This window comes from Streptomyces sp. R-07, from assembly GCF_049913175.1.
GTDB lineage: Bacteria > Actinomycetota > Actinomycetes > Streptomycetales > Streptomycetaceae > Streptomyces.
The window spans coordinates 1,862,532-1,882,607 of the sequence record NZ_CP183978.1 but is presented as its reverse complement, the minus strand read 5'-3'; the positions used below and the strand labels follow the sequence as shown (position 1 = coordinate 1,882,607).

The 20,076-nt window shown below is 72.1% G+C and carries 15 protein-coding genes; 10 read left to right on the top strand and 5 right to left on the bottom strand.

Going from position 1 to position 20,076, the window contains the following annotated elements; translation table 11 throughout:
* Window positions 1-152: 152 nt before the first annotated feature.
* From ACN9M0_RS08430 to ACN9M0_RS08415, 4 genes are all read left to right on the top strand, one after another.
* A complete protein-coding gene (locus ACN9M0_RS08430) occupies window positions 153-509 on the top strand; it encodes a cupin domain-containing protein (protein WP_366037207.1) in 357 nt (118 codons plus the stop codon).
* A 304-nt stretch (window positions 510-813) separates the two neighbouring features.
* A complete protein-coding gene (locus ACN9M0_RS08425; protein WP_366037208.1) occupies window positions 814-2,154 on the top strand; it encodes a discoidin domain-containing protein in 1,341 nt (446 codons plus the stop codon).
* Window positions 2,154-3,476 carry an MFS transporter gene (locus ACN9M0_RS08420; RefSeq protein WP_426403372.1) on the top strand — a complete coding sequence of 441 codons (1,323 nt, stop codon included), beginning with the start codon at window positions 2,154-2,156 and terminating at the stop codon, window positions 3,474-3,476. Before ACN9M0_RS08425 ends, ACN9M0_RS08420 begins: the two co-directional genes overlap by 1 nt.
* Window positions 3,473-4,453, top strand: a complete 981-nt coding sequence (locus tag ACN9M0_RS08415) for a TolB family protein (RefSeq protein ID WP_426403371.1) — start codon at window positions 3,473-3,475, stop codon at window positions 4,451-4,453. The genes ACN9M0_RS08420 and ACN9M0_RS08415 overlap by 4 nt, the downstream gene beginning before the upstream one ends.
* A 51-nt stretch (window positions 4,454-4,504) precedes the next feature.
* On the opposite strand, the gene ACN9M0_RS08410 is transcribed toward ACN9M0_RS08415, so the two are convergent.
* Together ACN9M0_RS08410 and ACN9M0_RS08405 are read right to left on the bottom strand one after the other, a co-directional pair.
* Window positions 4,505-5,803, bottom strand: a complete 1,299-nt coding sequence (locus ACN9M0_RS08410) for an MFS transporter (protein ID WP_426403370.1) — start codon at window positions 5,801-5,803, stop codon at window positions 4,505-4,507.
* 68 nt (window positions 5,804-5,871) lie between these two features.
* Window positions 5,872-6,438 carry a methylated-DNA--[protein]-cysteine S-methyltransferase gene (locus ACN9M0_RS08405; protein ID WP_366037211.1) on the bottom strand — a complete coding sequence of 189 codons (567 nt, stop codon included), beginning with the start codon at window positions 6,436-6,438 and terminating at the stop codon, window positions 5,872-5,874.
* Between the two features lie 196 nt (window positions 6,439-6,634).
* Between ACN9M0_RS08405 and ACN9M0_RS08400 the strand changes: the two genes are divergently transcribed.
* From ACN9M0_RS08400 to ACN9M0_RS08380, 5 genes are all read left to right on the top strand, one after another.
* Window positions 6,635-7,558, top strand: a complete 924-nt coding sequence (locus ACN9M0_RS08400; protein WP_399696403.1) for an MHYT domain-containing protein — start codon at window positions 6,635-6,637, stop codon at window positions 7,556-7,558.
* Between the two features lie 83 nt (window positions 7,559-7,641).
* Window positions 7,642-9,780, top strand: a complete 2,139-nt coding sequence (gene uvrB, locus ACN9M0_RS08395) for an excinuclease ABC subunit UvrB (RefSeq protein WP_426403369.1) — start codon at window positions 7,642-7,644, stop codon at window positions 9,778-9,780.
* A 153-nt stretch (window positions 9,781-9,933) separates the two neighbouring features.
* On the top strand, window positions 9,934-10,512 hold the full coding sequence (locus tag ACN9M0_RS08390) for a TerD family protein (protein WP_189802381.1): 579 nt from the start codon (window positions 9,934-9,936) through the stop codon (window positions 10,510-10,512).
* A gap of 99 nt (window positions 10,513-10,611) precedes the next feature.
* Window positions 10,612-12,582, top strand: coding sequence for a TerD family protein (locus tag ACN9M0_RS08385; RefSeq protein WP_426403368.1), 1,971 nt, complete (start codon window positions 10,612-10,614; stop codon window positions 12,580-12,582).
* Window positions 12,583-12,826: 244 nt separating this feature from the next.
* On the top strand, window positions 12,827-13,822 hold the full coding sequence (locus ACN9M0_RS08380; protein ID WP_399696400.1) for a TerC family protein: 996 nt from the start codon (window positions 12,827-12,829) through the stop codon (window positions 13,820-13,822).
* A 253-nt stretch (window positions 13,823-14,075) separates the two neighbouring features.
* Here the strand turns inward: ACN9M0_RS08380 and ACN9M0_RS08375 are convergent, their stop codons facing one another.
* The 3 genes from ACN9M0_RS08375 to ACN9M0_RS08365 all read right to left on the bottom strand — a co-directional run bounded on the left by ACN9M0_RS08375 (window position 14,076) and on the right by ACN9M0_RS08365 (window position 16,864).
* On the bottom strand, window positions 14,076-15,362 hold the full coding sequence (locus ACN9M0_RS08375; protein WP_399696399.1) for an MFS transporter: 1,287 nt from the start codon (window positions 15,360-15,362) through the stop codon (window positions 14,076-14,078).
* A gap of 120 nt (window positions 15,363-15,482) precedes the next feature.
* A complete protein-coding gene (locus ACN9M0_RS08370) occupies window positions 15,483-16,139 on the bottom strand; it encodes an MBL fold metallo-hydrolase (protein ID WP_366037217.1) in 657 nt (218 codons plus the stop codon).
* 35 nt (window positions 16,140-16,174) lie between these two features.
* Window positions 16,175-16,864: a maleylpyruvate isomerase family mycothiol-dependent enzyme gene (locus ACN9M0_RS08365; RefSeq protein WP_426403367.1), complete on the bottom strand. Its 690-nt coding sequence runs from the start codon at window positions 16,862-16,864 to the stop codon at window positions 16,175-16,177.
* Between the two features lie 156 nt (window positions 16,865-17,020).
* Between ACN9M0_RS08365 and uvrA the strand changes: the two genes are divergently transcribed.
* Window positions 17,021-20,032: an excinuclease ABC subunit UvrA gene (gene uvrA / locus ACN9M0_RS08360; protein WP_426403366.1), complete on the top strand. Its 3,012-nt coding sequence runs from the start codon at window positions 17,021-17,023 to the stop codon at window positions 20,030-20,032.
* The last annotated feature ends 44 nt before the right edge of the window (window positions 20,033-20,076 follow it).

The following is a 20,076-nucleotide window of genomic DNA, read 5'->3' as shown; positions in this document are numbered from 1 at the left end:
CACCCTTGGGGCGCTGCGCCGGAGCGGCCCTGCGGATTTCGTCGCCGTCGGCGGATGCGGGCATCGCACCTGGTGGGAGGCGAAACGGAGGCTGTTCTTCCAGTCGGTCCCGGCCTCGGAAAGCCTGCGCGCCCCGGCTACAGTCACCGCCCATGACGACTCATGACGTGCCCTCCTTCGCCGTGCACATCCCCGACGCGGAGCTCGAAACCGAGCCCCTCGACCCCGGCCAGATCGTTTCCGGCACGCCCGAGGTGACGGGGAAGGTGCTGTGGGAGTCGGCCGACGGCAAGCAACTGCGCGGCATCTGGCAGATCACGCCCGGCGTCGTCACCGACACCGAGGCCAACGAGCTCTTCGTGGTGGTCTCCGGGCGCGCGACCGTCGCCGTCGAGGGCGGCGACACCCTGGAGATCGGTCCCGGTGACGCGTGCGTGCTGCGCGAGGGCGACCGGACGACCTGGACCGTCCACGAGACCCTGCGCAAGGCGTACCACATCAGCCTCTGAAGCCCTGAAGTCGCGGCGAGCGGCGAGGCGTTGAGAGTCTGGTAGGAAACCTTCCTATCCGCTATTCTCCCGGGCAGCGGCTTGGCGCGGCGCCCCACCCGAAGGGGCGTGACGCGCTCAGCGAGAGCTCTGACCCGGCCGCCGAGCACCACCCCACCGCGTGGCGCCCCGCATCGCCACCCGGCCGATCGCCCGTGTCCGCACCCCGCGGCACGGGCGAACCGGCCCGAGCCGCGCGGCCGGTCAGTGGTGCGCCGCACCGGTGTCCAGCTCTCGCCGACCCCACAGGCCAGGGAGCCCAGGTATGCGCCTGTTCGCCTCCGCCCCACCTCGCCGCACCACCGACCGTCTGCCCCTCGTCCTCGCCGCCGTGCTGCTGCTCGTCGGCGGACTCCTCCTCGCTCATCCCGACCGGGCCGGCGCCGCCGCCGACACCCTGATCTCCCAGGGCAGGCCGGCCACCTCCTCCTCCGTCGAGGACGGCACCTTCGGCCCGGAGAAGGCCTTCGACGGCGACTCCACCACCCGTTGGGCCAGCGCCGAAGGCGTCGACCCGCAGTGGATCCGCGTCGACCTCGGCCCCTCGGCCACCGTCTCCCGCGTCAAGCTCGTCTGGGAGGCCGCCTACGCCAAGGCCTACCGCGTCGAGATCTCCGCCGACGGCACGACCTGGACCCGGCTCGCCACCGAGACCGCGGGCAACGGCGGCACCGACGACTGGACCGGACTCACCGGCACCGGCCGCTACCTCCGCGTCTACGGGACCGCGCGCGGCACCTCGTACGGCTACTCGCTCTACACGGTGGAGGTCTACGGCACCTCCGCCACCACACCCCCGCCCACCGGCGCCTTCACCGTCGTCGCGGCCGGTGACATCGCCGCCCAGTGCACCGCCTCCAGCAGCTCCTGCGCCCACCCCAAGACCGCGGCCCTGGCCCAGCGGATCGCGCCGTCCTTCTACCTGACGATGGGCGACAACCAGTACGACGACGCGCGTCTCTCGGACTTCCGGAACTACTACGACAAGACCTGGGGCGTCTTCAAGGCGCAGACCCGGCCCGTGCCCGGCAACCACGAGTCCTACGATCCCGCCGGCGCGTTCTCCGGCTACAAGTCGTACTTCGGCGCGATCGCCTACCCGCAGGGCAAGCCGTACTACAGCTACGACCAGGGCAACTGGCACTTCGTCGCCCTCGACTCCAACACCTTCGACGACGCCGCGCAGATCCAGTGGCTCAAGGACGACCTCGCGCGGAACACCAAGGGCTGCCTCGCCGCCTACTTCCACCACCCGCTCTACTCCTCCGGCGGCCACGGCAACGACCCTGTCTCCAAGCCCGTCTGGCAGATCCTCTACGGAGCCAGGGCAGACCTCGTCCTCAACGGACACGACCACCACTACGAGCGCTTCGCCCCGCAGGACCCGAACGGGCAGGCCACCGCCGACGGCATCGTCGAGATCGTCGGCGGCATGGGCGGCGCCGAGCCCTACGACATCGAGACCGTCCAGCCCAACAGCCAGAAGCGGATCAGCGGCACGTACGGCGTCCTGAAGCTGAACCTCACCGACACCACCTACACCTGGCAGTACGTCGGCATCGACGACCAGGTCAAGGACTCCGGCCCGACCTACACCTGCCACTGATGTACCTCGCGACCACCGGTCGCCCCGACGCGCCGCCCGCCCCCTCGGGGGTCCGGCGGCGCGTCCCCGGCACCGTCCTCGTCCTCGGCACGGTCAGCCTCGTCACCGACGTCTCCTCGGAGATGGTGACCGCCGTCCTGCCGCTCTACCTGGTCCTCGGACTCGGCCTCTCCCCCCTCCAGTTCGGGCTCCTCGACGGCCTCTCCACCGGCGCCACCGCGCTCGTACGGCTCCTCGGCGGAGCCGGTGCCGACCGCGGCGGCCGCCACAAACAGATCGCCGGCCTCGGTTACGCCCTCTCCGCCTGCTCCCGGCTCGGTCTCCTCCTCGCCGGCGGGGCGACCGGCGGGATCGCCGGCGCGATCGCCGCCGACCGGCTCGGCAAGGGCGTCCGCACCGCCCCGCGCGACGCCCTCATCACCCGGCACAGCCCGCCCGAGGACCTCGGCCGCGCCTTCGGCGTCCACCGCGCCATGGACACCACCGGCGCCCTCCTCGGGCCGCTCGCCGCCTTCGCCCTGCTGTGGGCGACGGCCGAGACGTACGAGGCGGTCTTCGCCGTCAGCTTCTGCGTCGGCGCGTTCGGCGTCCTGCTCTGGCTGCTCTTCGTCCCCGGGCGGCCGCGGGACCCCGGGGGACCGCGGGACCCCGGGCGGCTGCGGGATCGCGGGCGGCCGCGCGCCGACCGGGACACACCGCCGAGAGCCCCGGCGCCGCCCCGCGCGCGGGGCGGGCTCCTCGCGGCCTTCCACTCGCCCGCGTACCGCCGGATCGTGCTCTGCGCCGCCCTCCTCGGCGCCGCCACCGTCGGCGACTCCTTCCTCTACCTGCTGCTCCAGCGGCGCCTCGACCTCGACGCCACCTGGTTCCCGTTCCTGCCGCTCGGCGCCGCCGGCGTCTATCTGCTGCTCGCCGTCCCCGCAGGACGCCTCGCCGACCGCGTCGGGCGCCGCCGCCCGCTCCTGTACGGGCACGGGGCCCTGCTCCTCGCCTACGGGCTGCTGCTCGCCCCCGTGCCCGCCACGGCGGCCCTCGTGGGCGTCCTCCTGCTGCTCGGGGTCTTCTACGCCGCCACCGACGGCGTCCTGATGGCCCTCACCGGACCGTTCCTCACCGAGGGACGACAGGCCGGCGGCCTCGCCGTCGTCCAGACCGCGCAGGCGCTCGCCCGGCTCGGCGCCGCCGTCACCTTCGGCGCCGTCTGGACGGCGAGCGGACCGGAGACGGCCCTCGTCGCCGCGCTCCTGGCCCTCGCGGCGGCCCTGGCCTGCGCCGCCCGCCTGCTGCCGTCCGGGCCGATCCCCGAAGGGACCACGCCATGAACATCGCCGCCTCCACGCGCGCGCGTGTGGGGATCCTCGTCCTCGCCCTCCTGCTCCTCGGCGGCGGAGCCACCGCCTACACCCTGCGGGCCGCCTCCGGGCGCGCCGCCGCCACCGGGACCGCCGACCCCGGCTTCACCCTCGACGGCGGCACCGGGGCGCTCTACGTCCGGGACACCGCGAGCGGGCGCGTCGCGCGCGTGGACCCGGCCGCGCCCGGCGGCCGGGCGGCGGGCGGCCCCTCCTGCGACCGCTTCCACGCGGCCGGGGCCACCGCCCTCTGCCTCCAGCGGCGGCCGGGCGTACCGGCCCGCTCGTACGTCCTCGTGCTCGACCGGCGGCTCCGCGAGGTCCGCCGCATCGCCCTGCCGGGCATCCCCAGCCGCGCCAGGGTCTCCGCCTCGGGGCACATGCTGTCCTGGACGATGTTCGCCACCGGCGACTCGTACGCGCGCTCGGCCTTCTCCACCCGCACCTCGATCCTCGACCTGCGCACCGGCTACCTGGTGAAGAACATCGAGCAGATCCCGCTGACCCTGGACGGCCGTCGGTACCACGCCCCCGACGTCAACTACTGGGGCGTCACCTTCGCCGCCGACGACAACCGCTTCTACGCCACCGTCTCGACGGGCGGCCGCACCCGTCTCGTCGAGGGCGACATGCGGAACTGGTCCGCCCGAGCCCTGCGGGAGAACGTCGAATGCCCCTCGCTCTCCCCGGACGGGACGCGGATCGCCTTCAAGAAGCGGGTGTCCGACGGCCCGCGCGAACCGTGGCGGCTGTACGTGTACGAGCTGAGCACCGGACGCGAGCACCCCGTCGCCGAGCGGCGCGGCATCGACGACCAGGCGCTGTGGACGGACGAGAAGACCCTCGCGTACGGATACGGGGGAGCGGTCTGGTCGGTGCCCGCCGACGGCGGGGGCGCCCCGCGGCAGCTGGCCGCCGCGGCCTCGTCCCCGGCGGTGCCGCGCTGAGGGGCGCGGCCTCTTCCCCGGTGGTGCCGCGCTGAACGGTGACCGTCCGGCTCAGGCCTTCCGGAGGGCGCCGCGGAGCGCGAGCGCCGCCATCGGCAGCAGCAGGCACGCGGCGATCGCGTTCAGCGGCCCGTAGCCCGCCTGCGAGACGATCAGGCCCGCCGCGAGGCCGCCGACCCCGGCGGCGGTGTTCATGACGAAGTCGGAGAGCCCCTGGACGGCGGCCCGTGCGGCCTGCGGCACCGAGTCGGTGAGCAGCGCCGAACCGGACACCAGCCCCGCCGACCAGCCCAGACCGAGGAGGAAGAGCCCCAGCGCGGTCCGGCCGTGGGACGGTCCCGCCGTGCCCGCGACGAGCGCCGCCGTACCGATGAGACCGACCGCGAGCCCGATCACCGCCAGCCGGCCGAGCCGGTCGGACAGCCAGCCCATCAACGGCGAGAAGGCGTACATCCCCGCGATGTGCCCGCTGATCACGAGCCCGATCAGCTGGATGTCCGCGCCGTGATGGGTGAGTGCCACCGGCGTCATCGACATGATCGACACCATGGCGGTGTGCGAGCCGGCGATCGTGACCAGGGCGATCCTGGCCCGCGAGGACTGCCGTACCGCATCCATCCCGGCCCGCAGGGAGCGACCCTCGGTCGTCTCGCCCGGCCCGGCCTCCGACAGCGCGCGGGCGGTGAGCAGCGGGTCCGGGCGCAGCAGCACGGCCACCACGGTCGCCGCGATCACGAAGACGCCGGCGGCCCAGACGAACGGGCCCGCTGCGGCCGGGATCCCCAGGCCCGAGACGCTCTTCCCGGCGGGCGCGGCGACGTTCGGGCCGAGCACCGCGCCGAGCGTGGTCGCCCACACCACCATGGAGATGGCCCGGGCCCTGCGGTCCGGCTCGGCGAGGTCGGCGGCGGCGAAGCGGGCCGCCAGGTTCCCCGAGGACCCGGCGCCGAAGCCGACGAGCCCGACGAGCAGCAGGGGGAAGTTCCCGAGGGCCGCCCCGAGCACCACCACACCGGCGCCGAGCGCCCCGATCAGGTACGCGAGGACGAGCCCCGCCCGGCGGCCCCGCGAGGCCATCAGCGCGGCCAGCGGCATGGCGAGCAGCGCGGAACCGGCCACCGACGCCGTCGACGCCAGACCGGACAGCGCCTCGGTGCCGCTGACGTCCCTCGCCAGGACGGCGGCGAGGGCGAAGCCGATGGCGATGCCGAGGCCTCCCAGGATCTGGGTGACGATCAGCCCGGCCTGGACGCGCCGACGGAGCGCCGGCAGCTCGGCGGGGCTGGGGGCGGCGGGGACGGATATGCCCTCGGGCACGGTGGCGTCAGGGGCGCTGGGCGTGTGTGTCACTTACGTGAGTGTGCCAGCCGTCCCATCCGATGGGAACGCCGCCTCCTCCGGGAACGGCCGGGCGGCGCTCAGAACAGCGGCGCGGGCAGCACGCCCTCCAGCGCCAGCAGCTGCCGCTTCGTCTCCAGACCGCCCCCGAAGCCGCCAAGACCGCCGTCGCTCTCCACCACCCGGTGGCACGGCACCACCACCGGCAGCGGATTGGCGCCCATCGCCGCTCCGACCGCCTGCGCCGCGCCCGGCTGCCCCACGCGCCGCGCGAGGTCCCCGTACCCCACGACCGTGCCGTACGGAACGCTCGCCGCCAGCTCGCGCAGCACCTGCCGGTTGAAGCCGGTCGTCAGGGACCAGTCCAGGGGCAGGTCGAAGTCGCGTGCCTCGCCCGCGAAGTACCGGCCCAGCCGGCGTATCGGCTCGGCGAGCAGTCCCGAGGCGCACTCCACCGGCGCGGCCCCCAGCTGCCCGGCGAGCCGCTCGGGCATCCCCTCCCGCCGCCCCGCGTCCGCGTGGAACTCGACCCGCACGAGCCCCCGCCCGGTCGCTGCGAGGAAGAGCGGCCCGATGGGGCTTTCCACGACCGTCCACTCCACGCCGAGGGCCCGCTCCGCGGCCCCCGGCTCCCCTTCGATGTCCATGCCGCCACGGTACGACCCGCCACTGACAGCCGCCGAGAAGATCACGGACCGGTCTCGCTCCGGTCTCACGAGTGGAAATTCCCCGGTCACGTGGTCGCCGGGCGCCCGGCGCGCCATAATCTCGCCCCGGTAGTACTACCCAGCGGTACCGACTGTTTTCGGACGACGTGGCACCAGGGGTGGAGGACACACGCTCATGCAGGGCACGGTCGACGGATTCAGCTACGGGCTCGTCACGCCGGTGGCCGCCTTTCTCATGGCCTGCCTCGGCGGCGCCCTCGGCCTGAGGTGCACCACCAGATCGCTCCGCCACCGCGACAGCTTCAAGGCGGGCTGGCTCGCCCTCGGCGCCACCTCGATCGGCACCGGCATCTGGACGATGCACTTCATCGCCATGATGGGCTTCTCCGTCCGGCAGGCGCCCGTCAACTACGACCGCCCCATCACCTTCGCCAGCCTGGGCGTCGCCGTCCTCATGGTCGGCATCGGCATCTTCATCGTCGGCTACCGCGGGGCGACCGCCCTGACGCTGGTCACCGGCGGCACCATCACCGGCCTCGGCGTCGCCACCATGCACTACCTCGGCATGGCCGGTATGCGCCTCCAGGGCCGGATCGAGTACGACACGGTCACCGTCGCCCTCTCCGTGGTCATCGCCGTCGTGGCCGCCACCGCGGCCCTCTGGGCGGCCGTCTCCGTCCATGGATTTCTGGCCAGTCTCGGTGCGAGCCTGGTGATGGGCGTCGCCGTGAGTGGTATGCACTACACCGCCATGGCCGCCGTCAGCGTCCAGCTGCACGGCACCCAGCCGCACGCCGGCACCGGCGACACCGCCACCTCGCTCCTGCTGCCCATGCTGATCGGCCCGGCGGTCTTCCTGATCCTGGCCGCCGTCGTCGTCATGTTCGACCCGCTGCTCGTGATGGGCGACCCGGACTGGCAGCGGCCCGCCGCCCGCACCCCGCACCGCCCCGGCGTGCCCGCCCCGCGCCACGTCCCGTCCTACGGCGAGCCCGCCAACTGGACTTCCCGCCCCGCCGGGCGCACGGCCGGACGGGCCGCCGGACGGGCCGCGCGCCGGAGCGTCCCGCGCGGCGGACACCGCTCCCAGGACTGGTGACGGGGTAGCTGGAGGGACTCCGCGACAGCGGGCGGTGAGCCGATCGCCGCCCGAGTGTCGGTGCCGGGTCGTACGGTGGTTGCATGCGGCCCGTTTCCAAGATCGAACGTACGGTGGCACCCTTCGAGGTCGTCAGCGAGTACAAGCCCAGCGGCGACCAGCCGACCGCCATCGCCGACCTCGAGCGGCGCATCCGCGCGGGCGAGAAGGACGTCGTGCTCCTCGGCGCCACCGGCACCGGCAAGTCCGCGACCACGGCGTGGATGATCGAGAAGCTCCAGCGCCCCACCCTGGTGATGGCGCCGAACAAGACGCTGGCCGCCCAGCTGGCGAACGAGTTCCGCGAGCTCCTGCCGAACAACGCGGTGGAGTACTTCGTCTCGTACTACGACTACTACCAGCCCGAGGCGTACGTCCCGCAGTCGGACACCTACATCGAGAAGGACTCCTCCATCAACGAGGAGGTGGAGCGGCTCCGCCACTCCGCGACGAACTCCCTGCTCACCCGCCGGGACGTCATCGTGGTCGCCTCCGTCTCCTGCATCTACGGCCTCGGCACCCCCCAGGAGTACGTGGACCGGATGGTCCCGCTCAAGGTCGGCGAGGAGATCGACCGCGACCAGCTGCTCCGCCGCTTCGTCGACATCCAGTACACCCGGAACGACCTGGCGTTCACCCGCGGCACCTTCCGGGTGCGCGGGGACACCATCGAGATCTTCCCGGTGTACGAGGAGCTCGCCGTCCGCATCGAGATGTTCGGCGACGAGATCGAGGCCCTCTCCACCCTCCACCCGCTCACCGGCGAGATCATCAGCGAGGACCGCGAGCTGTACGTCTTCCCCGCCAGCCACTACGTCGCGGGCCCCGAGCGCATGGAGCGGGCGGTCAACGACATCGAGCGCGAGCTGGAGGTCCGCCTCGCCGAGCTCGACAAGCAGGGCAAGCACCTGGAGTCCCAGCGCCTGCGCATGCGCACCACGTACGACATCGAGATGATGCGGCAGATCGGCTCCTGCTCCGGCATCGAGAACTACTCGATGCACTTCGACGGCCGCGACCCCGGCTCCGCGCCCAACACCCTCATCGACTACTTCCCCGAGGACTTCCTCCTCGTCATCGACGAGTCGCACGTCACCGTGCCGCAGATCGGCGCCATGTACGAGGGCGACGCCTCCCGCAAGCGGACCCTGGTGGACCACGGCTTCCGGCTCCCGTCCGCCCTCGACAACCGCCCGCTGAAGTGGGAGGAGTTCCAGGAGCGGATCGGCCAGACCGTCTACCTCTCCGCCACCCCCGGGACCTACGAACTCTCGCGCGGCGACGGCTTCGTCGAGCAGATCATCCGGCCCACCGGACTCGTCGACCCCGAGGTCGTCGTCAAGCCCACCGAGGGCCAGATCGACGACCTGGTCTACGAGATCCGGCTGCGCACCGAGAAGGACGAGCGGGTCCTCGTCACCACCCTCACCAAGAAGATGGCCGAGGACCTCACCGACTACTTCCTGGAGCTCGGCATCCAGGTGCGCTACCTGCACAGCGACGTCGACACCCTCCGCCGCATCGAGCTGCTCCGCGAGCTGCGCGCCGGCGAGTACGACGTCCTCGTCGGCATCAACCTCCTGCGTGAGGGCCTCGACCTGCCCGAGGTGTCCCTCGTCGCCATCCTCGACGCCGACAAGCAGGGCTTCCTGCGCTCCGGGACCTCCCTCATCCAGACGATCGGCCGCGCCGCGCGCAACGTCTCGGGCCAGGTCCACATGTACGCGGACCGGATCACCCCGGCGATGGAGCAGGCCATCGACGAGACCAACCGGCGCCGCGAGAAGCAGATCGCGTACAACACGGAGCACGGCATCGACCCGCAGCCGCTCCGCAAGAAGATCAACGACATCGTCGCGACCATCGCGCGCGAGGAGATCGACACCGAGGAACTGCTCGGCAGCGGCTACCGGCAGGCGAAGGAGGGCAAGGGCGCCAAGGCCCCCGTCCCCTCGCTCGCCGCGCACGCGGTCAAGGGCAGGGGCAAGGCCGGCGGGTCGGGCTCGACGGTCCAGCTCGGCGACCGGCCCGCCACCGAACTGGCCGCGATCATCGAGGAGATGACCGACCGGATGCGCGCCGCGGCGGCCGAGCTGCAGTTCGAGGTGGCGGCCCGGCTGCGCGACGAAGTGGGAGAGCTGAAGAAGGAGTTGCGCCAGATGAAGGAGGCGGGACTCGCCTGACCGGACGAGGGCGGAGGGGCGGTCCGGTGTGTTGCAAGACCGACACAAAACCGGACCGTCGCTCCGCTGTGTCGGTGCCGCTGCGTAGGGTGCTCGACAACCGCACGCACCGGAACAGCGGTCGCGGGGAACGCCAACGAGAGGGGCAGACGCGTGTCGGTCAACATGACCAAGGGCCAGGCCATCAGCCTGGAGAAGAAGGGCGGGGGCAGCCTCACCCAGGTGCGGATGGGGCTCGGCTGGCAGGCCGCGCCGCGCCGCGGTCTCTTCGGCTCGCGCACCCGGGAGATCGACCTGGACGCCTCGGCCGTCCTCTTCGCCGAGAAGCAGCCGGTCGACGTCGTCTTCTTCCGCCACCTCGTCAGCGACGACGGCTCGGTCAAGCACACCGGCGACAACCTCGTGGGCGGCGCGGGCCAGGGCGGCGACGACGAGGCGATCCTCGTGGACCTGGAGCGGGTGCCGGTCCACATCGACCAGATCGTCTTCACCGTGAACTCCTTCACCGGCCAGACGTTCCAGGAGGTGCAGAACGCCTTCTGCCGGATCGTCGACGAGACGAACGGCCAGGAGCTCGCGCGCTACACCCTCGACGGCGGCGGCAACTACACCGCGCAGATCATGGCGAAGGTGCACCGGGTCGGCTCCGGCTGGCAGATGACCGCCCTGGGCAACCCGGCCAACGGGCGCACCTTCCAGGACCTGATGCCGGCGATCCTGCCGCACCTGTAGACGGGCCCGGCCCGGCACACCCACAGCTCCCGGAGGCACCAGGCCACCGGGAGCTGTCCGCATGAACCGCACCTGGAAACACCGAAGGGGACAGAGACGATGACGGCCGAGCTGGTCCGGGGGCAGAACCACCCCCTGCCCGAGACCCGACTGGAGATCCGGGTGTCGGCCGGTCACCCCGTCCTCGCCGGAGCCGCCCTCGGCGACGAGCAGGGCCGGGTCGCGGGCACGGAGTGGATCGCCCACCCCGGCGCACCCTCCCTCCCCGGCGTCGACGTGCCCGGAGGGGCCGCCGCCGACCACCGCCTCGCCGTCGATCTGGACGCGGTCCCCGGCGCCGTCCACCGCGTCTCGGTCCTCCTCGCGCTGACCGGCGGAGCCGCCCGCTTCGGGGGCCTCGCCGCGCCGTTCGTCGCCGTCGCCGGCCCCGACGGCACCGAGATCGCCAGCTACACCATCACCGGTCTCGACACGGAGTCCGCCGTCGTCGCCCTGGAGCTGTACCGCCGCCAGGGCGCCTGGAAGGTCCGCGCCATGGGCCAGGGGTACGAGGGCGGGCTCGCCGCCCTGCTCGGCGACCAGGGCCTGGAGCGCCCCGCGGAGCTGGCCGCCACGATCCTCGCGACGGCCGCCCCGGAAACCGCCGCCTCACCCACCGCGCCGTCGCGCGTCCCCGAGCCGGAGCCGGAGCGCGTACGCCACACGGCACCGGCGACCACCGCGGACCCGACCCCCGTGACACCGCCGCCCACCGCCGCCGAGCCGGCACCCGTGACACCACCACCGCCCCCGGCCGCCGCCGACCCGGCCACCGTGACACCGCCTCCCACCCCCGTGGCGGGCGCCGGTGCCGGCGGTCCCATCGACTACTCCCACCCCCGGCGCAGGCCGGCCCCCGCCGCCGACCCCGCCGCCGACCCCGAGCCCCGGCAGGCCCCGCCCGTGCCGGTCGCCGGGGACGCCTCGGGCTGGTCCATGGACGAGCGCCTCTACAACCAGGTGTGGGGCATGTTCGAGGACCTGGCCAGGACCGCCGCCGCCTACCGCAGCGCCTGTGACTTCGCGGAGTCCCGGCTCGACCGGGAGCTCGACGAGACGCTCACCGACTACCGCGCCCGGGCCGATGGCGCGAACGACGCCGCGCGGGCCGCCGCCCGCGCCCGGCACGACGAGCTCGTTGTGCGCGCCCGGGAGGTCCTGGACCGGGACCTCGCCCAGCTGGCCGCCGAGTCCGAGGTCGTCGAGCCGGCGCTGCCCGTCGCCTACGCCCGCTGGGACAACCCCGTCTGGCACGCCTACCGCGTCCCGGCCGAGGAGCCGATGGCCGTCCGCCTCGGCGATCTCCACCTCCCCGAGCGCACCGACCTGCGCATCCCGATGCTCGTCCGGCTGCCGCTGGAGCGCGGGCTGTGGGTGGACTCCGGCCGAGGCCGCTCCGAGGCGGCCGGGCTCCTCGACGAGGTCGAGCTGCGGCGGCTCGCCCTGGACTGCGCGGTCGCGCACGCGGCGCGGCTGCTCGCGGCACACCCGGCGGGCGAGTTCACCGTCCATCTCGTCGACCCGGCGGGCGCGGGCGCCGCGGCCCTCGCGCCCCTCGTGGAGACGGGGGCGGCCGCCCCGCCGGCCCGGGGCGCGGCCGGTGTCTCGGCGGTCCTGGAGCAGCTCACCGAGCGGGTCGACCTCCTCCAGATGGCGCTGCGCGGCGGTGCGGCCGACGCGTTGCCGCCGGGTCTGGACACGGCCCGGCAGCTGCTGGTCGTGCACGACTTCCCGCACGGCTTCGACGACCGGGCGGTCACCCGCCTGCGGTACCTCGCCGACGAGGGCCCTTCGGTCGGCGTCCATCTGCTGATGGTCGCGGACCGGGAGGACGCGGCCGCGTACGGGCCGCTGCTCGATCCGCTGTGGCGCTCGCTGCTGCGCCTCACGCCCGTGCCCGACGACCACCTGGCCGATCCGTGGGTCGGTCACGCCTGGTCGTACGAGCCGCCGCTCCTTCCGCCCGGCAGCGCGGTCCTTCGCCAGGTCCTCACGCAGGTGGCGGCCGCTCGTCATGGAAAGCGGCTTTGACCTGGCCTTTTGGTGGCCCTTTACCCTGCCCTTTACCTTCTCTTGGTTTTTCGGGTAGTGTTCTTGGTGCGGAGGGGAGTACTCCCCAAGCGCGGCGTACCCGTCAGTACGGACGGATCATCATCGATCCGATCCCGGGGCGTCGGCCCGGCGGCGATCGTCCGCCGCCCGGGTGGAAGAGACCTCCGGCAGCGACGACGCTGATCAGTAGCCGTACGACGCCGGAGGCGCAGTGGACGTTTCAATGACCTTGTGGGTCCTGACCATTCTCGGTCTGGGTGCCCTGATCGGTGCCGACTTCTTCATCGGGCGCAAGCCGCATGACGTGTCGGTCAAGGAAGCCGGAATCTGGACGGTCGTCTGGGTCGTGCTGGCCGTGCTCTTCGGTCTCGGCCTGCTGATCTTCGGCAACAGCCAGGCGTCCGGAGAGTTCTTCGCCGGCTACATCACCGAGAAGTCGCTCAGTGTCGACAACCTCTTCGTCTTCGTCCTGATCATGGCGAAGTTCGCGGTCCCCTCCCACCTCCAGCAGCGGGTGCTGCTCGTGGGTGTGGTGATCGCCCTGGTGCTCCGCACGATCTTCATCGCCGCGGGCGCCACCATCATCGCGAGCTTCTCCTGGGTCTTCTACATCTTCGGCGCGTTCCTGATCTACACCGCCTGGAAGCTCATCCAGGAGGCGCGTGCCGACGAGGACGAGGACGACTGGGAGGAGAACCGTCTCCTCAAGGCCGTCGAGAAGAAGTTCGGCGTCGCCGACAAGTACCACGGCACCAAGCTCTTCATCCAGGTCAACGGCAAGCGGGTACTGACCCCGCTGATGGTCGTCATGCTCGCCATCGGCACCACCGACGTCCTCTTCGCCCTCGACTCCATCCCGGCGATCTTCGGCCTCACCCAGGACCCGTACATCGTCTTCACCGCCAACGCCTTCGCCCTCATGGGTCTGCGGCAGCTGTACTTCCTGATCGGCGGCCTGCTCAAGAAGCTGGTCCACCTCAGCTACGGCCTGTCGGTGATCCTCGGCTTCATCGGTGTCAAACTCGTGCTGCACGCCCTGCACGAGTCCGGGGTGCACGTCCCGGAGATCTCCATCCCGTTCTCGCTCGCGGTCATCGGCGGTGTCCTGGTCGTCACCACCATCACCAGCCTGATCGCGTCCAGGAGGCAGGCGGAGCGCGCCGCGGCCGAGGCCCCGGCCGTCTCCGAGGACACCCCGAAGGACAGCGTCGAGGCCTGACGCCCCCGCACACACCGACGGCCGACCGGGTCCACCCCGGTCGGCCGTCGCCGTGTCGTACCGCCGGAGCCGCTCGTATCGAAGGAACCGCTCGTACCGCCGGAGCCGCTCGTATCGAAGGAACCGCTCGAACCGCCGGAGCCGCTCGTATCGAAGGAACCGCTCGAACCGCCGGAGCCGCTCGTATCCAAGGAACCGCTCGAACCGCCGGAGCCGCTCGTGTCGAAGGAACCGCTCGAACCGTCGGAGCCGCTCAGACAGCGGCCGGCTCGGGTGCCGGCTGTCCGGCGCGGCCCGGGAGGGTCTCCGGCAGGAGCGCGAAACAGCCGAGACTCACGAGGGCGACCAGCGTGAGGTAGGCCGCGACGCCCCAGGGCGGGCCGGACCCGCCGTCGGAGAGCGTGGTGGCGACGATCGGCGTCAGCGCGCCGCCCAGGACGCCGGCCAGGTTGTAGCCGACGGCCGCGCCGGTGCAGCGGACGCGGGGCTCGTACAGCTCCGGGAGGTACGCGGCGACCACCGCGAACATGGTGATGAAGGCCAGCAGCGAGCCCAGGAACCCGAGGAACATCAGCAGCGGCCGCGCGGTGTGCAGCAGGGCCACCATCGGGAACATCCAGAGGGCGGACGCCGCGCACCCCGCCAGACAGAGCGGGCGGCGGCCCCAGCGGTCGGCGAGCAGGGCCACGAACGGGGTGAGCGCGCCCTTGATCGCCACCGCCGCCATGACGCAGGTCAGCATCACCGTGCTGCTCACCCCGAGCCGCTCGGTGCCGTAGGCCAGCGCCCAGGTGGAGACCGTGTAGAAGACGGCGTACCCGACCGCGAGCGCCCCGGCGGTCAGCAGCACGAGCCGCCAGTGGTCGCGGAAGACCTCGGTCAGCGGGGCGCCCGCGCGCCGCCCCGACGCGGACAGCTCCTCGAACTGCGGGGTCTCCGCCAGCGAGGAGCGGAGCAGCAGCCCACCGACGGCGAGCAGTCCCGCGGCCCAGAACGGCACCCGCCAGCCCCAGGCGCGGAACTCCGCGTCGCTCAGCCCGGCGGTGAGCGCCAGCATCACCCCGTTCGCCAGGAGGAAACCGATCGACGGGCCGATCTGCGGGAAGCTCGACCACAGCGCGCGCCGGTGCTCGGGGGCGTGCTCGGCGGTGAGCAGGACGGCCCCGCCCCACTCGCCGCCCAGGCCGAGGCCCTGCAGGAAGCGGAGGGCGAGCAGCAGCACCGGGGCGGCGGTGCCGAGCGTCGCGTACGTGGGGACGCAGCCGACCGCGACCGTGGCGCAGCCGGTCAGGAGCAGCGAGGCGAAGAGGACCGGCCGACGGCCGTACCGGTCGCCGACGTGCCCGAAGAGGAGCGAGCCGAGCGGACGGGCGAGGAATCCGGCGGCGAAGGTGCCGAAGGCGGCCAGGGTCCCGGCCAGCGGCGAGAAGGTGGGGAAGAAGAGCGGCCCCAGGACGAGGGCGGCGGCGGTCCCGTAGACGAAGAAGTCGAAGAACTCGATGGCGGTGCCGACGAGCGAGGCGGCGGCCAGCCGGCCCATCGAGGGCGTCCGGGGCGGCGACGGAGGGTGACTTTGGCGCATGTGGCGCCAACTACCCCGCCGCCGTCCGGGTTACGGGGGCGTGCGGAGGTGCACAGCTCGGGGGCTGTGCGCCGGGCGTCACCAGCCGCGCTCGCGCCACTCCGCGAGGTGCGGACGCTCGTCACCGAGCGTGGTGTCCCTGCCGTGGCCGGGGTAGATCCAGGACTCGTCGGGCAGGGCCGCGAACAGCTTGGTCTCCACGTCGTGGATCAGGCTCGCGAAGGCCTTCGGGTCCTTCCAGGTGTTGCCGACGCCGCCGGGGAAGAGGCAGTCGCCGGTGAAGACGTGGGGGTGACCGTGCGGGTCGTCGTAGACCAGGGCGATCGAGCCCGGGGTGTGCCCGACCAGGTGGCGCGCGATCAGCTCCACCCGGCCCACCCGGATCGTGTCGCCGTCCTGGACGGCCACGTCGGTCGGGACCGGGATGCCCTCCACGTCGTACGCACCCGCGTAGGTCCGGGCGCCGGTCGCCGCGACGACCTCCTCCAGGGCCTGCCAGTGGTCGCCGTGCCGGTGGGTGGTGACGACGGCGGAGATGCCGTCGTCACCGATCAGCGTGAGGAGCGTCCCGGCCTCGTTGGCCGCGTCGATCAGCAGCTGCTCGCCGGTCGCCCGGCAGCGCAGCAGATACGCGTTGTTGTCCATCGGGCCGACCGCGACCTTCGAGATCATCAGGTCCGTCAGCTCGTGCACGTCCGCCGGGCCGCCGACCTTCACCACTCCGCTGTACGTCATGGCCTCAGACTAGCCCTGGAGAGTGACAGTGGCGGCTACAGCGGGGGGAGCTCCGGCAGGGGGCCGCCCTCGGTCTTCAGGGCGGAGCCGTCGCGGCGCCCGGCGAGCCAGCCGAGGAGCTCGGGGGAGGGGCCGCTCACGGTCACCTCGGAGCCCTCGGCGGAGCCGGTGGTCCAGCTGCCCGTGCCGTCCTCGGCGAGGACCCGGGTCGGCGGCACGGACGCGTTGCCCGTGAACCGTTCCGCGAGGAAGTCGATCTCCCGCAGGACGAAATCCTCCGGCAGGTCCTCCAGCTCGTAGCCGACGCCCAGGTCGACGTGGTGCAGGGCGACCTCCACCCAGCGGCGGAAGGGGATGCGGGAGGCGCTGTCCGTGACGCCGTTGCGGAGCTCGACCGTGCGGGCCCAGTCGGCGGGCTCGGCGCCCACGGCCTGGAAGCGGTCGGCGGACTCGCGCAGGTCGGCGAGCTGGACGTCCAGCGATCGGCCGGAATCGCGCTCGATGTCGGCGTCGCGGGTCGTGGCGTCCGCGTACATCGGCCGGCCCTGGAGGGCGTTGACCAGAGCGTCGGCGTTACGGGCGACGTGGGCGAGCACGTGGCCGCGCGTCCAGCCGGGAAGCCGTGACGGCTCGGCCGCCGCCGCGTTGTCCCAAGAGGCGACCGCCGTCAGCAACCGGTCGGTCGCTTCGCGTACGGAGGCAAGGTCGAGTTCGTGATCGATCATGGCGCCGACCTTAGCGTTGCCACTCATTCGGGTGAAGCGGTCCGCGAGCGGCCGGAAATCGAATGTGCGTGCTATAGGCTCGATGGAAGCATCCGGCATCCTTGGTTGTTGGGTGTGTCAGGCACATCCGCTCTCTGAAGAAAGGTGCGGACCGGCGTGGCCGACCGTCTCATCGTTCGTGGCGCTCGCGAGCACAACCTCAAGAACGTCTCGCTCGACCTCCCGCGTGACTCCCTCATCGTCTTCACCGGGCTCTCGGGGTCGGGCAAGTCCTCCCTCGCGTTCGACACGATCTTCGCCGAGGGGCAGCGCCGGTACGTCGAGTCGCTCTCCTCGTACGCCCGGCAGTTCCTCGGCCAGATGGACAAGCCGGACGTCGACTTCATCGAAGGTCTCTCGCCCGCGGTCTCCATCGACCAGAAGTCCACCTCGCGCAACCCGCGCTCGACGGTCGGCACCATCACCGAGGTCTACGACTACCTCCGTCTGCTCTTCGCGCGCATCGGCAAGCCGCACTGTCCCGAGTGCCGCCGCCCCATCTCCCGCCAGTCGCCGCAGGCCATCGTCGACAAGGTCCTGGAGCTCCCCGAGGGCAGCCGCTTCCAGGTGCTCTCCCCGCTCGTGCGCGAGCGGAAGGGCGAGTTCGTCGACCTCTTCGCCGACCTCCAGACCAAGGGCTACAGCCGTGCCCGCGTCGACGGCGTGACCGTCCAGCTGAGCGAACCGCCGACGCTGAAGAAGCAGGAGAAGCACACGATCGAGGTGGTCGTCGACCGCCTCACCGTGAAGAGCGGCGCCAAGCGCCGGCTCACCGACTCCGTAGAAACCGCGCTCGGACTCTCCGGCGGCATGGTCGTGCTCGACTTCGTCGACCTCCCCGAGGACGACCCCGAGCGCGAGCGGATGTACTCGGAGCACCTCTACTGCCCGTACGACGACCTGTCCTTCGAGGAGCTGGAGCCGCGCTCCTTCTCCTTCAACTCGCCCTTCGGCGCCTGTCCCGACTGCACCGGCATCGGCACCCGCATGGAGGTCGACCCGGAGCTGATCGTCCCCGACGAGGAGAAGTCCCTCGACGAGGGCGCCATCCACCCCTGGTCGCACGGCCACACCAAGGAGTACTTCGGCCGGCTCATCGGCGGGCTCTCCCAGGCCCTCGGCTTCCGCACGGACATCCCGTACGCCGGACTGCCGCAGCGCGCCAAGAAGGCCCTCATGCACGGCCACAAGACCCAGGTCGAGGTCCGCTACCGCAACCGGTACGGGCGGGAGCGGGCGTACACCACCCCGGCCTTCGAGGGCGCCGTCTCCTTCGTCAAGCGGCGCCACACCGAGGCCGAGAGCGACTCCAGCCGCGAGCGCTTCGAGGGCTACATGCGCGAGGTGCCCTGCCCCACCTGTGAGGGCAGCCGCCTCAAGCCGATCGTCCTCGCGGTCACGGTCATGGACCGGTCCATCGCCGAGGTCTCCGCGATGTCGATCAGCGACTGCGCCGAGTTCCTCTCCCGGCTCACGCTCAACGCCCGCGACAAGAAGATCGCCGAGCGGGTCCTCAAGGAGGTCAACGAGCGGCTGCGCTTCCTCGTCGACGTCGGCCTCGACTACCTCTCGCTCAACCGGGCCGCGGGCACGCTCTCCGGCGGAGAGGCCCAGCGCATCCGGCTCGCCACCCAGATCGGCTCCGGCCTGGTCGGCGTGCTGTACGTGCTCGACGAGCCGTCCATCGGCCTCCACCAGCGCGACAACCACCGGCTCATCGAGACCCTGGTCCGGCTCCGGGACATGGGCAACACGCTCATCGTCGTCGAACACGACGAGGACACCATCAAGGTCGCCGACTGGGTCGTCGACATCGGCCCCGGCGCCGGCGAGCACGGCGGCAAGGTCGTCCACTCCGGCTCCCTGAAGGAGCTCCTCGCCAACGAGGAGTCGATGACCGGGCAGTACCTGTCCGGCCGCAGGGCGATCGCCACCCCGGACATCCGCCGCCCGGTCGACCCCGGACGCCGGCTCACCGTGCACGGCGCCCGCGAGAACAACCTGCGGGACATCGACGTCTCCTTCCCGCTGGGCGTCCTCTCCGCCGTCACCGGCGTCTCCGGTTCCGGCAAGTCGACCCTGGTCAACGACATCCTCTACACCCACCTGGCGCGCGAGCTGAACGGCGCCAAGTCGGTGCCCGGACGGCACACGCGCGTGGACGGCGACGAGCTCGTCGACAAGGTCGTGCACGTCGACCAGTCCCCGATCGGCCGCACCCCGCGGTCGAACCCGGCGACGTACACCGGCGTCTTCGACCACGTCCGCAAGCTCTTCGCCGAGACGATGGAGGCCAAGGTCCGGGGCTACCTGCCCGGCCGCTTCTCCTTCAACGTCAAGGGCGGCCGCTGCGAGAACTGCTCCGGCGACGGCACGATCAAGATCGAGATGAACTTCCTCCCGGACGTCTACGTGCCGTGCGAGGTCTGCCACGGCGACCGGTACAACCGGGAGACCCTGGAGGTCCACTACAAGGGCAAGTCCATCGCCGAAGTCCTGAACATGCCGATCGAGGAGGCCCTCGCATTCTTCGAGGCCGTCCCGACCATCGCCCGGCACCTGCGCACGCTCAACGAGGTCGGCCTCGGCTACGTCCGCCTCGGCCAGTCCGCGCCGACGCTCTCCGGCGGCGAGGCGCAGCGCGTCAAGCTCGCCTCCGAGCTCCAGAAGCGCTCGACGGGCCGCACGGTCTACGTCCTCGACGAGCCGACCACCGGTCTCCACTTCGAAGACATCTCGAAGCTGATCAAGGTCCTGTCCAACCTGGTCGACAAGGGCAACTCGGTGATCGTCATCGAGCACAACCTCGATGTCATCAAGACCGCGGACTGGGTCATCGACATGGGGCCCGAGGGCGGCAGCGGCGGCGGTCTCGTGATCGCCGAGGGCACGCCGGAGGAGGTGGCCTCGGTCCCGCAGAGCCACACCGGCAAGTTCCTCCGCGAGATCCTCGGCGCCGACCGGATCAGCGACGCCACCGGGACGATCCCGGCGGCCCGCGGGGCGAAGAAGGCAGCGGCGAAGAAGGCCCCCGCCAAGAAGACGGCCACCAAGGTGGCGGCTCCCGCGAAGAAGGTGGCCGCCAAGGCCACCGCCAAGAAGGCGACGGCCCGGACCCGCAAGGCGTGACGGCCGGCCAGGTGTGACACGGAGGCGGGGCCCCACCCGGGGCC